At 61.2% G+C, this 12,607-nt stretch carries 10 protein-coding genes and 1 pseudogene; 9 read left to right on the plus strand and 2 right to left on the minus strand.

From position 1 onward, the window contains the following. Window positions 1–355: 355 nt before the first annotated feature. Window positions 356–565 (minus strand): hypothetical protein, encoded by a 210-nt coding sequence (locus AAFX91_RS15320; RefSeq protein ID WP_282526747.1) that lies wholly within the window; start codon window positions 563–565, stop codon window positions 356–358. Between the two features lie 459 nt (window positions 566–1,024). Between AAFX91_RS15320 and AAFX91_RS15325 the strand changes: the two genes are divergently transcribed. Further along, window positions 1,025–1,462: a hypothetical protein gene (locus AAFX91_RS15325; RefSeq protein ID WP_282532635.1), complete on the plus strand. Its 438-nt coding sequence runs from the start codon at window positions 1,025–1,027 to the stop codon at window positions 1,460–1,462. An 11-nt stretch (window positions 1,463–1,473) separates the two neighbouring features. Beyond that, window positions 1,474–2,124 (plus strand): TetR/AcrR family transcriptional regulator, encoded by a 651-nt coding sequence (locus AAFX91_RS15330; protein ID WP_130578864.1) that lies wholly within the window; start codon window positions 1,474–1,476, stop codon window positions 2,122–2,124. Window positions 2,125–2,145: 21 nt separating this feature from the next. Here the strand turns inward: AAFX91_RS15330 and AAFX91_RS15335 are convergent, their stop codons facing one another. Then, the gene (locus AAFX91_RS15335; RefSeq protein WP_394567010.1) at window positions 2,146–2,808 is read right to left on the minus strand and encodes a TetR/AcrR family transcriptional regulator; all 663 of its coding nucleotides are present in this window, start codon (window positions 2,806–2,808) and stop codon (window positions 2,146–2,148) included. Between the two features lie 213 nt (window positions 2,809–3,021). Between AAFX91_RS15335 and AAFX91_RS15340 the strand changes: the two genes are divergently transcribed. From AAFX91_RS15340 to AAFX91_RS15370, 7 genes and pseudogenes are all read left to right on the plus strand, one after another. After that, window positions 3,022–3,891, plus strand: coding sequence for a sensor histidine kinase (locus AAFX91_RS15340; protein ID WP_394567011.1), 870 nt, complete (start codon window positions 3,022–3,024; stop codon window positions 3,889–3,891). Continuing rightward, window positions 3,888–5,021, plus strand: a complete 1,134-nt coding sequence (locus AAFX91_RS15345; RefSeq protein ID WP_394567012.1) for an efflux RND transporter periplasmic adaptor subunit — start codon at window positions 3,888–3,890, stop codon at window positions 5,019–5,021. The genes AAFX91_RS15340 and AAFX91_RS15345 overlap by 4 nt, the downstream gene beginning before the upstream one ends. Next, window positions 5,018–6,094 carry an efflux RND transporter periplasmic adaptor subunit gene (locus tag AAFX91_RS15350; RefSeq protein WP_394567013.1) on the plus strand — a complete coding sequence of 359 codons (1,077 nt, stop codon included), beginning with the start codon at window positions 5,018–5,020 and terminating at the stop codon, window positions 6,092–6,094. Before AAFX91_RS15345 ends, AAFX91_RS15350 begins: the two co-directional genes overlap by 4 nt. Then, the gene (locus tag AAFX91_RS15355) at window positions 6,091–9,243 is read left to right on the plus strand and encodes an efflux RND transporter permease subunit (RefSeq protein WP_394567014.1); all 3,153 of its coding nucleotides are present in this window, start codon (window positions 6,091–6,093) and stop codon (window positions 9,241–9,243) included. The genes AAFX91_RS15350 and AAFX91_RS15355 overlap by 4 nt, the downstream gene beginning before the upstream one ends. Window positions 9,244–10,156: 913 nt before the next feature. After that, window positions 10,157–11,308: a DUF3734 domain-containing protein gene (locus tag AAFX91_RS15360; protein WP_394567015.1), complete on the plus strand. Its 1,152-nt coding sequence runs from the start codon at window positions 10,157–10,159 to the stop codon at window positions 11,306–11,308. A 30-nt stretch (window positions 11,309–11,338) separates the two neighbouring features. Continuing rightward, window positions 11,339–12,130 carry an acetoacetate decarboxylase gene (locus AAFX91_RS15365; protein ID WP_394567016.1) on the plus strand — a complete coding sequence of 264 codons (792 nt, stop codon included), beginning with the start codon at window positions 11,339–11,341 and terminating at the stop codon, window positions 12,128–12,130. 31 nt (window positions 12,131–12,161) lie between these two features. Beyond that, window positions 12,162–12,572, plus strand: a pseudogene (locus AAFX91_RS15370) (SDR family NAD(P)-dependent oxidoreductase); the annotation flags it as partial. Between the last annotated feature and the right edge of the window lie 35 nt (window positions 12,573–12,607).

The following is a 12,607-nucleotide window of genomic DNA, read 5'->3' on the forward strand; positions in this document are numbered from 1 at the left end:
AGGTCCTCCTTGCCGACCAGTTGACCTGTTACCCATGTCGCCGGTCTATTCTGTTACCCATGTAGCCGGTCAGGACCGGGGACTCCAATCTCCCTGTGGGGGAGAATCGGCAGGAAACCAGGCTGGCTGGTATCGATGACGACCGCTTTCGGTCTCTCCAGCTCGGAGGCGATCCGAATCGGTGGAAGTGTAGAATGAGGTTCGATGAGCCTTCTCGGCGGGGTCGCTGGCAGCAGGGAATTGGCTGCAAAGAGTAGCACGAGCAGCGCTCCGCCGACCCACAGAAAGTAACTCCACACTGGAGCTTGAGTCTCGACTGAACCACGCGCACGCATTGACAAGACGGATGTTCTGCTCACTGCGCCCGGCTCCCGCGCAGAAGTGCCTTCGGCGCGATCCAGGGCCGGCTGCCGGCGAACGCATGCAACCCCGCAAGCAAGGATATCGTAACGCCCAGCAGGAGGCTCAGGCCCACGAGGGACAGAGCAACAACCAGGTTCAGGGATGCGAGCGCAAGCCCCGGCCAGGGATTTTCCTTTGCAAGCGACCACAAAAGTGTTGACATTCTCGGTCTCCGAAATACACTAAACCGTATAGTTCATATACATCCCGGGCCGCGGGATGTGTCAAGAGCGAAGACTCACAAGCTCGTGTTCAGACTGTTTGAAAGGCGGGTCGGAGCGCGACGCTGCGTTTCCCGGTTCGATCTCAGCAAATGAAGGGTTCTGTATGTTCAAGTCCACATTAATCGTCATGCTGCTGGCATTGATCGGCAATGGGGCTGCCTTTGCGCAGGAGAACCGCGGCACTCCCGAGCAGAGGGCCGCATGCGCGCCTGACGCCTTCCGGCTGTGCGCGAGCTACATCCCTGACGCCAGGAATGTGGAGGCCTGTCTGAGGCAAAGAATGTCAGACCTGAGCGATGCCTGCAGAGTCGTCTTCGAGCACGCTGCGGGAACTGCTTCGGTCAGGACCATAGGATCGCCCCGGGCCGGCCGGGACGCAAAAGATGAGGAATGATCGCATGAACACGATGTATGCTCCCGCGTTCGCCGCGTTCGGGGGCTCGGCCTTCGGAGCGATCTCTACGATCGTAACTGGATGGATGACTCGGCGCCGCAGGCTTCGCGAGCGTCACTATGCCCGGTCGATTTCCAAGCGCGAGCGGCTCTATCGAAGCTTCATCGAAGAAGCCTCCCGACTTTACGCCGACGCGCTTGTCAGCGACAAATCCGAGATTCCGCAACTGGTCAATCTGTATGCGCTCATAGGGCGGATGAGGATTCTATCCGGTGGTCAAGTGGTTCAAGCCGCGGAGCGGGCAGGTCGCCTGATCATCGAAACCTACCTGTCGCCAAACCGCGAATTTGTCGATCTGCCGGAATTCATGGAGGAAATGGATCCCCTGCGTGCTTTCGGGGAAGCCTGCCGGTGCGAATTGCATTCGATCCCATCTCGCTGAGGTCCCACGCGATGCAGCAGCGGATAGGCCAAGCCGGATCGCCGTGCATTCGTCGGCGGATCGTACAAGCAGCGATCCGATTGCACCGCGAGATCGGTTTCAAGAAGACCACCGTCGCCGATATCGCTCGCGGAGCGTCGATGTCGCCCGCTAACGTCTACCGCTTCTTCCCTTCAAAGCAGGCAATCGAGGAGGCAGCCGTGGCGGGCCTGTTCGAACAAGCCTCTGCGGCTGCAACGCTTGCGGTTCGCGGCGGCTCCGCCCTGGAGCGTCTAACGGCAGCGTTGAGGGCGATCTCACAGCTGCACGACCATCGGCTGGAGAACGACAGCAAGCAACACGAATTGGTCGCTGCGGCGGTACGCGAGAACTGGGCGGTCGCTTTGTCTTACGCAGCCCGGATCCGGAGACTTGTGCGCGCGATCATTGCTGCCGGACAGACGAGCGGCGAGCTACGACAGGGAAGTCCGACGGCGATGGCCTGTTGCCTGCTCGAAGCAAGGGACGGATATCTCAGTCCGTCGCGGATCACCCCAGCTACCGTTCGGCCCGCTTTTGACGAGATGATGGATTTCTGCGCAGGCGCGCTGCGGGATGTGCCGTGGGGTCAGTCGATCGACCTGGCCGCCGACTTGCGTCCGAAAGCCGTGACGCAACGATAGCGAGCGGGGTCTATGGCTGATTCACGGCCTCCAGTCCGCCTCGCAAGCCGCGAGAAAGAAATTGACCCGTTCGTGCAAGAACGTTGGCAGCTCTTTTCTGAGATCCTTTAGTTCCTCACCCATCAGCGATCTCATAAGCATCGGAAGCAAAATGAGATCCATGAACATCTGCGCGGTCGCAACGCTCCGCTTTGCGCTGAAAGGTCCTTTTGATGAGCGCGCGATCCTCTGCGTTGCCTCGTTCAAGAGCTGCGAAACTGCCCCAGCCGCGCGGTCGCGCGCCGCGTCGTGAACATTTCGGCTCAACTCGGGGAATCGCCGCGCCTCGGCGATCGTCGCGCGCGTGAGGTCCAACGTGTCCTCGACGAATCTCTCCACGATCTCGATGCCGAGATTGGCGAGCTTTTCCTGGATGGTGCGGCCCGCCGGGGTGAACCCCTCGAAAGCTGTCAATCCGTTGATGGTCCGGGCCACCACAGCCTCGAACAGCGCCTCCTTGCCGCGGAAATGGGCATAGATGGTCGGTTTGCTCGCAGGGGCCAACTCGGAAATATCGTCGATGCTGGCACTCCGAAACCCCTTCTCGAGAAAGAGCTGCTGGGCTGCATCGAGAATCCGCGCCTGGACGCCGCCGGCAAGGTCCTTGGGCGGTCTGCCGCGTTTCGGGCTTTTGTTCTTCGCCATCACTGTTTCCTAATCACGAGTTTGTGCACGTCTAGATCCCACTTGACATGCCAGGGAAGGAAATGCAACAAAAAGAAAATATACGGTATAGTTTATTTACCCTGTCGATGGCTGGCTTTGATTGCCAGGCCTGCGATAGCTCATCCGGATGACCGGCCGGCCGCCACATGCGCGTTTGGCCCCGCTCATCCGGCGCAACCTAAGGAGATCACCGTGACTGTGTGCAGCCCGGACTCGCCAATTGTGGAGCAGGGCATTCTACTGCGCGAATTGAATCACCGGATCAATAGTGGGCTCGCTTCGGCGATCAACCTGGTCTCGGTCGCGGCCGTTCGAGCTGAGGGGCCTGAGGCCAAGCGCGCCTTAAGCGACATGGTCGAACTGTTGCACGGTTATGCCGATGTGCAGAAGGCGCTCGCAATGCCGAGGGGCAAGGCGCTGATCGACGCCGCGACATACATCCGCATGATGGGCTGCGCTATGCGCCGTTCGTTGCTGGACCGAATGAATATCCGGTTGGCACTCGCCACCGAATCTCTTCCGCTCCAACCAGAGCGATGCCGGCGGCTCGGACTGATCGTCCACGGGCTTGTAACCGACGCCGCGAAGCATGCGTGTTTTGAGGCGCGGACCGGAGAAATCAAGATCAAATTGACACGAATCGGCGCGGTGGTGAATTGCGTCGTCCTGGACAATGGTTCGCGGCCGGCACGGGGCGCTGCGGGGCGCGGACTGCGGATCAGTAATGATCTTGCCAAGGGTCTCGGCGGCCGGGTCGAGCACGGCTTCGGCACGAATTTCACATCCGTCGTCCTATCGTTTCCGCTGACAGAGCGTGAGCGACAGGCGAACAGGGCGATGGCGAAGCGTCGCATCATACCGTCGCCTCGCCGGCCAAAAGTCAGCCCATCCAATGCCTCGGAGCTTTGCACAGGAGCGAACTGCCCCGTTCGGGGCAGCCGCCCCGTTGGAACTCGACCGGATCCGAATCCGGCTCGCGGAGCCCAACCGGTCTCCGCCCTTCCAGCGGCGGATGTGCAGGGCGAGTTGTTGTCACCCCGCCACCGCATGGACCTGCTATGAACCATCATGCTGCGAACCACACCGTAATCGATCAAGCTACCCGCAAACGCAAGCTGAGAGGTCCCGGTGGTCTTGCGGTCGCGCTTGTCGCAATCGCGCTGAGTGGCTGCAATGATCATGCCGCTGCTCCCATCACGCGCGCTGCGATCGTGCGCACGGAGATCGTGCAGCCGCGCGACCGACAAGCCTCCGTCACCCTGACCGGCGAAATCCAGGCCCGGTTTCGCACGGATCTGTCGTTCCGCGTCAGCGGACGTGTGCTCGCGCGCCATGTCGATGTCGGTGCTCACGTCGAGGCTGGTGAGATCCTGGCTCTGCTCGATCCGGCCGAGCAGCAGGCCGATGTCGATGCCGCAACCGCGGCGGTTACAGCCGCGCAATCTCAGTTGCGCGTGGCCAGCGCGACCTTTGAACGGCAAAAAGCACTGATCGCAAGCGGTTTCACCACGCGGACGGTCTACGATCAGGCGCAGGAAGGATTGCGAACCGCAGAAGGTGCGCTTGAAGCAGCAAAAGCGGAGCTCGGAACGTCGAAAGACGCCCTTGGCTATACCGCCCTGCGCGCCGACGCGGCAGGCGTGGTCACCGCGCGCAATTTGGAAGTCGGCCAGGTCGTACAGGCCGCGCAGCCCGTTTTCTCGCTGGCGCAGGATGGTGAACGTGATGCCGTCTTCGACGTCTACGAATCCCTCTTCTTTGGCGATCTGGACGACAGCCGTGTATCGTTGGCGCTTGTCTCCGACGCAGGGATGACGGCGAACGGGCATGTCAGGGAAGTCTCGCCCGCGATTGATGCGAAGAGCGCGACCATCCGCGTCAAGGTTGCCATCCAGAATCCGCCGGCAGCGATGACACTTGGTAGCGCAGTTGCGGGAACCGTCAAAACGAAGTCCCAGCAGCAGATCGCATTGCCCTGGAGTGCATTGGCGGCGATGGGATCGAAGCCCGCCGTCTGGACCGTCGATCCCGCGACCAAAACGGCTGCGCTCAAGCCGGTGACGATCGGCGGTTATGAAGCCCGTGAAGTGCTGATCAAGGCGGGCCTCAAGCCGGGCGACCGCGTCGTGATCGATGGCGGAAAGCTGCTGAGCGTTGGCCAGGCCGTGAAGTATGAGGGAGACCGATCATGAAGAGGTGCGCCACGATTGCCGCCGGCACGTTTGTGTCGGCGCTGCTGCTCGCTGGATGCCAGCAGGAGGCGAAAGCGCCCGAGCCTGTACGACCCGTGCTTTCGATGGTCCTTGAGCCGAGCCGCACGGACGGCATCGTCGCCGTAGGCATTGTTGAGCCGCGGTACAAGACGAATCTCGCGTTCCGCGTCTTGGGACGTCTGACCGGGCGTCCCGTCTACGTTGGTGATCGCGTCAGCGAAGGACAAACTGTCGGGGTCATCGATTCCACCGCTCTGGAGCTTGCGGTACGTTCGGCCAGGGCTGAGCTTACGAAGGCCGAGGCGCAGCTGGCAACTGCAACGGCGACGGAGGAGCGGCAGCGAACCCTCATCACAACTGACGCAACCACAAAGCAAACACTGGACAATGCCGAGCAGGTGAGGGCCGGCGCCGCAGCGTCGGTTGCACACGCACAGGCGAGCTTGATCAAGGTCGTCGAGCAACGGGGCTATGCACAGCTCAAGACCGATTTCGCCGGCGTCGTCACTGCGGTGGGCGCAGAAGTCGGGCAGGTGGTCTCTCCAGGCCAGAATGTCGTGACAGTTGCGAGGCCCGACGTCAGGGAGGCGGTGGTCGATATCGGGGAGGATTTCCCGGCGCCGCTTGAAATCGACTTGCCATTCACAGTCGGCTTACAGCTGCTCCCCGCCGTTCAGGTCCAAGGCAAGGTTCGCGAGATCGCCCCGCAGGCGGACCCCGTGACGCGCCTACGGCGAGTCCGCATCACCCTGGACAATCCCCCTGAAAGCTTTCGCTTGGGCACGACCGTTACGGCCACGCTCGGCGAAGCACAAAGTCCGACATTGCGCATTCCCGCCTCTGCGGTGGTCGCCAAGGATGGCGCGAATTTCGTCTGGGTCATCGATCAGCCTGCGAGCACCGTGTCGCTGCACAAGGTCGATCTCGCCGGGGACCCCGCAGGTGCACGCGTCGCAGGGGGTGTTGCCCCCGGTGCGCGCATCGTGATCGCTGGAATCCACAGCCTCAAGCAAGGACAACAAGTCCGTATCGAACAGGATCAGAAGCCATGAAGTCGTTCAACCTTTCCGACTGGGCGCTCCGCCATCGTTCGCTCGTCTGGTACTTCATGTTCGCCTTCATGGCGGCGGGCCTCTTCGCCTACCTTCAGCTTGGCCGTCAGGAAGATCCCGACTTCACCATCAAGACCATGGTGATCCAGGCGCAGTGGCCGGGCGCATCGCCCGAAGAGATGACGCGCCAGGTCACCGACAGGATCGAAAAGAAGCTCGAGGAGCTGGAATCGCTTGACTACACCAAGAGCGTGACGGTCGCGGGCCAGACCACCGTATTCGTTTATTTGCGAGACACGACAAAGGCGGCCGACGTGAAGCCGACCTGGGTCCGCGTCCGCAATATGATCGCGGATATCAAGGGCGAATTCCCGCAAGGGGTGGTCGGGCCCGGCTTCAACGATCGCTTCGGCGACGTGTTCGGTAACATCTATGCCTTCACCAGCGACGGCTTGACTCAGCGTCAGCTGCGCGACGAGGTCGAAGGTATCCGCGCCAAGGTCTTGACCGTGCCTGATGTGGGTAAGGTCGACATTCTCGGCGCGCAGGACGAAGTGATCTATCTGGAATTCTCCACCCGGAAGATCGCGGCCCTTGGCCTCGACGTCCACTCGATCATGGCCTCCCTCCAGGGACAAAACGCGGTCGCGCCGTCTGGGGTGTTCCAGGAGGGGGCCGAGCGGATCAGCGTGCGCGTGAACGGCCGGTTCACGTCGGAGGCAAGCCTGAACGCGATCAATCTCCGGATCAACGACCGCTTCTTTCCGCTGACTGACGTCGCGACCGTCACGCGCGGTTATGCCGATCCGGCCAAGAGCTTGTTCCGGTACAACGGCCAGCCTGCAATCGGGCTTGCCATCGGCATGAAGTCCGGCGCAAACCTGCTTCACTTCGGCGAGGCGCTGAAGGAGGAAATGTCAAAGGTCATTGCCGACCTGCCGATCGGCGTCGGCGTTTACCTGGTCGCCGATCAGCCCGTCGTCGTCGAGCATGCCGTGTCGGGCTTCACCGAAGCGCTGTTTGAGGCGGTGGCCATTGTCCTCGCCATCAGCTTTCTCAGCTTAGGCATGCGCGCCGGGCTTGTCGTCGCAATCGCAATCCCGCTGGTTCTCGCCATTACCTTCGTGGTGATGGCTTATGCCGGCATTTCATTGCAGAGAATTTCGCTTGGTGCATTGATCATCGCGCTCGGCCTTCTGGTCGATGACGCCATGATTGCCGTCGAGATGATGGTGGCTCGACTGGAAGTCGGCGATCCCCTGGAAAAGGCGGCGACCCACGTCTATACGTCGACCGCTTTTCCCATGCTGACCGGCACGCTGGTCACTGTCGCGGGCTTCATCCCGATTGGGCTGAACAGCAGCAATGCCGGCGAATTTACCTTCACGCTGTTCGTGGTGATTGCGGTCTCCCTGATCGTGTCGTGGATCGTCGCGGTAGTGTTCACCCCACTGCTCGGCGTCACCATTTTGCCCGCAAAGATGAAGGGCCACCATGAGGAGAAGGGCCGGCTGGCGCAGTTGTTCGCCCGCCTGCTGCTCATCTGCATGCATCGCCGTTGGATCACCGTCGGCGTGACGGTTGCCGCCTTCTTCGTCGCGTTGTTCGGCATGACGTTCGTGCAGCAGCAGTTCTTTCCCTCATCGGACCGTGACGAGCTGGTGATCGACTGGAATTTGCCGCAAAATGCCTCCATTGCAGACACAAATGCGCAGATGGCGCGCTTCGAGCGCGAACAGCTGCAGGGCAATGGCGCCGTGGATCATTGGTCGACTTATGTCGGGACGGGCGCGCCGCGGTTCGTGCTGTCGTTCGACGTGCAGACGGCCAATACATGGTTCGGCCAGCAAGTCGTTGTGACCAAGGGCGGCATAAAGGCGCGCGACCTCGTCAAGGCACAATTTGAGGAATATCTGAGGAAGACGTTTCCAGGCACCGACACCTACGTCAAGTTGCTCGAGGTCGGTCCGCCGGTGGGACGTCCCGTGCAATACCGCCTGAGCGGGCCCAACATCGCGAAGGTCAGGGATTTCTCGCAGGAACTCGCCGGCATCGTCCGGAGCAACCCCGACCTCGGCAACGTCGTGTTCGACTGGATGGAGCCAGCGCGCGTCGTCAAGGTCGACGTTCTCCAGGACAAGGCGCGCCAGCTCGGCGTGACGTCGGAAGACATCGCCACCACCCTGAACTCGGTGCTTGAGGGCACGCCGATCACACAGGTTCGCGACAGCATCTATCTTGTCAATGTCACTGGACGTGCGACCGCGGTCGATCGCAGCTCGATCGATACGCTCCGAGATCTGCAGTTGACCGGGCAGGGTGGGCAGTCGGTGCCGCTCGGGACCGTGGCCAACCTGCGCTATGAGATCGAGCAGCCGACCATCTGGCGCCGCGCGCGGATTCCCACGATCACGCTGAAGGCTGGCATCGTCACCAACGTCCAGCCGAAGACAATCATGGATCAGTTGGCACCGAGGGTGGCGGATTTCAGCAAAGCACTGCCGGCGGGTTATTCGGTGGCGATCGGCGGCTCCGTGGAGGAAAGCGCCAAGAGCCAGTCGCCGATCGTGGCCGTCGTTCCGCTCATGCTGTTCGTCATGGCTACCGTCCTGATGATTCAGTTGCAGAGCTTCCACCGCCTGTTCCTGGTGTTTGCGGTCGCACCGCTTGCCGTGATCGGCGTCGTCATGGCCCTGCTGCCGAGCGGCGCACCTCTCGGCTTCGTTGCCATCCTGGGTGTGCTGGCGCTGATCGGCATCCTGGTCCGAAACTCGGTGATCCTGATTGTGCAGATCGAGGATCTGAGGAAGGACGGGCGCCCGGCCTGGGATGCCGTCATGGAAGCGACCGAGCATCGCATGCGGCCGATCCTCCTGACCGCGGCCGCTGCAAGTCTCGCGCTGATTCCGATTGCACGCGAGATTTTCTGGGGCCCGATGGCCTACGCGATGATGGGTGGCATCATCGTCGGCACGCTGCTGACGCTCTTGTTCTTGCCGGCGCTCTATGTGGCGTGGTTCCGGATCCACCCTGTTCACGACGACGGCGGGCCAGTGCGTGAGACCGTTGACCCGGCGCACGACAGCCACTCGTCGAACTCGACTCTTGCGCCGGCCGCGCCGGTGCCGGTCCTTGAAACGCAAATCTGAAACGGAGACTACAATGTCCAGGAAGACACTCTTGACGCTGTCCGTCAGCGTAACGCTCGCAACGATTTCGTTGGCACCGACTGCGGTGTTTGCGCAATTCCCCGGTCCTCCTCCCATGGGGCCGGGCGGTCCTCCTCCGATCGCGGCCGGCGGTCCTCCGGCGTTCGGAGGCCATCCTCCGATGGGGCCTGGCGGTGTGCCCCGTGCCGGCCTCGGCGGTCCGGCTCCTCGCTTTGGCGCCGGCGCTGGTCCTGGCGGCGATCTAAGAGCGCCTGGCGGCGTTCGCGCCGGCGGTCGTGACGGACCTGCGGTTGCACGCGCGGTCCAAGCTCGCTCTGCATCAGTCAGCTACGGCCGCTCCGGAAGCTTCAGCCATAGCTACGGCGGGCGACGATACGGTTATGGTGCAGCTTACGCCGCCGGAGCCTATGCCGGCTATGCTTATGGCAGCTCGAACGATGGCAACTATTCCGATAGCGACTGCTACTACGCCTACAGGAGCCACAGACGCGTTCGCGTATGCAACTAGCGGGCGGGAAGTATCTCACCCTACGAACTCTGCGGTGAACATTGTAAGTGCGTTGGCTTCGCTGGTGCTGCTGACTGAGACCGGTGTGTTCACGGCGGTTGCGTAACGTCGGCACACTTTGGCGCTGCGTCAGCGTGCCGGTTGGGAACAACACGCAACAGCTTTGAGCCTCCGCATTCAATTCCGAGTGCGAGGCCGGCCAGAATCCAACGACGAGGGTGGGCCCTCAATCGGTTGCAGCACGAGTTTGTGAATGGGCTCGCTTTGACAGGGTAAATAATAAACTAGACGGTATAGTATATTAAAGTTTCGGTCGTGAAGCCGCGGTGACCTGTCCCGGACAGAACGCAGGCCCGAGCAATCTCAAACCAAGAGCACAGAACCATGAACTTTCAGCCCCGGCCACACCTCACGACCGCCGACCGGCGTCTGCCGTTCGATTGCATAGCGTTGCTCTTACAGGGCGGCGGCGCTCTGGGGGCTTATCAGGGAGGCGTCTACGAGGCCTTGGCTGAAGCCAACATCCATCCCGATTGGATTGCCGGCATCTCGATTGGAGCGATCAACGCTGCAATTATCGCGGGCAATCCGCCCAGTTCCCGAGTTGACCGGCTTCGCGAGTTTTGGACGCAGGTGACGTTGGACGTACCGTTCACCGATTTGATGAACAGCGATCACACCCGCAATTTTCTCAATCAGGTAAATGCGAGCTTTGCGGCCGTGTTTGGCGCGAATGGATTCTTTTCCGCGCGGCCACTGGCGCCGTGGCTACAAGCGGGTGGAACGCTTGCCGCCACGAGCATCTACGACACCAGCGCGTTGAAGACGACACTGGAGCGGCTCGTCGATTTCGATCGTATCAACGCCGGTATGATGCGGTTCAGCGCAGGTGCCGTCAATGTGAGGACCGGCAATCTGGTCTATTTCGACACTGCCACGCATACGATCCGGCCGGAGCACGTTCTGGCGAGCGGGGCGCTACCGCCGGGATTTCCGGCGGTCGAAATCGATGGCGAACATTATTGGGATGGCGGCCTCGTATCCAACACACCATTGCAATGGGTGATTGAGTGTGGCGCCCGTCAGGACACGCTTGTGTTTCAGGTCGATCTCTGGAGCGCGCGCGGCCAGATTCCGCGCAATATGGCCGACGTCATTACGCGCCAAAAGGAGATTCAATACTCGAGCCGCACGCGAGCAAGCACGGACCAGTTCAAAAGCCTGCACCGACTGCAGCGAGACTTGGCGGCTCTCTTGAACAGGCTGCCTGAAGATCTGCGCGAACATGAGGACGTCAGGCTGCTCAGGACCGCTGCCTCTCACAACGTGCACAGCCTCGTCCATCTAATCTATCGTGCGCGGGACTACGAAGGCCACTCCAAGGACTACGAGTTTTCCCGCCTCTCGATGCAGGATCATTGGTGCGCCGGCTATCGCGACGCATTGCGCACCCTTCGTCATCCCGAGGTGCTGGCCCGCCCGACCAGTGCGGACGGCGTCTCCTCGTTCGATCTTGAGCAGGATGGTCGCGAGTAGGCCAAGCCGGTCAGTCACAGGAGAATTGAAGTGCGCGAAAATGAAGTTCTGAAGCGAGCATTTGCGATGCCGCTCACCAATCCGGCCTATCCGCCGGGACCGTACCGCTTCGTCAACCGCGAATACCTTGTCATAACCTATCGCACCGATCCGGCGAAGCTGCGATCGGTTGTTCCGGCTCCGCTCGAATTTGACGAAGGCGAGGCGCTGGTCAAATATGAATTCATCCGCATGCCGGATTCCAGTGGTTTTGGCGACTACACCGAGAGTGGCCAAGTCATCCCGGTGTCGTTCCGCGGTCGCAGGGGCGGCTATACCCACTGCATGTTCCTGAACGATGAGGGGCCGATCGCCGGCGGCCGCGAGCTCTGGGGCTTTCCGAAAAAGCTGGCTCAGCCGACGCTGCGGACTGAAGTCGATACGCCCATCGGCACTCTGGATTACGGTCCGTTGCGGGTAGCAACCGGCACGACGGGATACAAGCACCGCGCGGCCGACCTAATGCAAGTCAAAGCCGCTCTCAAGGAGCCGAACTTCCTTCTCAAGATCATTCCACACGTCGACGGCACGCCACGCATCTGTGAACTGGTCGAATATCATCTCGAGGATGTCACGATGAAGGGCGCGTGGACCGGGCCGGCGGCGCTCCATCTCACGCCTCATGCGTTGGCACCCGTAGCTGATCTGCCAGTTCTCGAGGTGGTGTCCGCGGTTCACATACTGGCCGACCTTACGCTCGGGCTGGGCAAGGTCGTGCATGACTACCTCCAACAGCCAAGCCGACGTCTCCTCGAAGTCCGCGAGACCGATCTGGTCGGCTGAACGTGAAGGCATGCAATAGAAGGAGAGTGAATTGAGTGTTCTGAAGGGCAAGACGGCCGTTGTGACCGGCTCGACAAGCGGAATAGGCCTTGGGTGCGCGCGGGCATTCGCAAGCGGGGGCGCCAACATCGTGCTCAACGGGATTGGGGCACCGGGCGATGTCGAAAAAACGCGGACTGCAATCGAGAAAGATTTCGGAGTGAAGGCTATCTATTCGCCCGCCGATATGGGCGAGCCGATGGAAATCGCCAACATGATCTCGTTCGCCGAGAGGACGTTTGGGAGCGTGGACGTGCTCGTCAACAATGCCGGCATCCAGCATGTCTCGCCGATCGAGGATTTTCCGGTCGAAAAGTGGGACGCAGTGATCGCAATCAACCTCTCCGCCGCATTCCATGCGATCCGTGCCGTTACTCCCGGCATGAAGCAACGAGGCTGGGGCTGAATCATCACCACGGCCTCGGCGCATTCGCTGGT

This window comes from Bradyrhizobium sp. 31Argb (assembly GCF_043638955.1).
Lineage (GTDB): Bacteria > Pseudomonadota > Alphaproteobacteria > Rhizobiales > Xanthobacteraceae > Bradyrhizobium.

What these genes read in the sequence shown, in the direction of transcription:
- AAFX91_RS15320 (WP_282526747.1), bottom strand. Translation starts at nt 565, where the DNA reads ATGTCAACACTTTTGTGGTCGCTTGCAAAGGAAAATCCCTGGCCGGGG.
- AAFX91_RS15325 (WP_282532635.1), top strand. Translation starts at nt 1,025, where the DNA reads ATGAACACGATGTATGCTCCCGCGTTCGCCGCGTTCGGGGGCTCGGCC.
- AAFX91_RS15330 (WP_130578864.1), top strand. Translation starts at nt 1,474, where the DNA reads ATGCAGCAGCGGATAGGCCAAGCCGGATCGCCGTGCATTCGTCGGCGG.
- AAFX91_RS15335 (WP_394567010.1), bottom strand. Translation starts at nt 2,808, where the DNA reads ATGGCGAAGAACAAAAGCCCGAAACGCGGCAGACCGCCCAAGGACCTT.
- AAFX91_RS15345 (WP_394567012.1), top strand. Translation starts at nt 3,888, where the DNA reads ATGAACCATCATGCTGCGAACCACACCGTAATCGATCAAGCTACCCGC.
- AAFX91_RS15350 (WP_394567013.1), top strand. Translation starts at nt 5,018, where the DNA reads ATGAAGAGGTGCGCCACGATTGCCGCCGGCACGTTTGTGTCGGCGCTG.
- AAFX91_RS15355 (WP_394567014.1), top strand. Translation starts at nt 6,091, where the DNA reads ATGAAGTCGTTCAACCTTTCCGACTGGGCGCTCCGCCATCGTTCGCTC.
- AAFX91_RS15360 (WP_394567015.1), top strand. Translation starts at nt 10,157, where the DNA reads ATGAACTTTCAGCCCCGGCCACACCTCACGACCGCCGACCGGCGTCTG.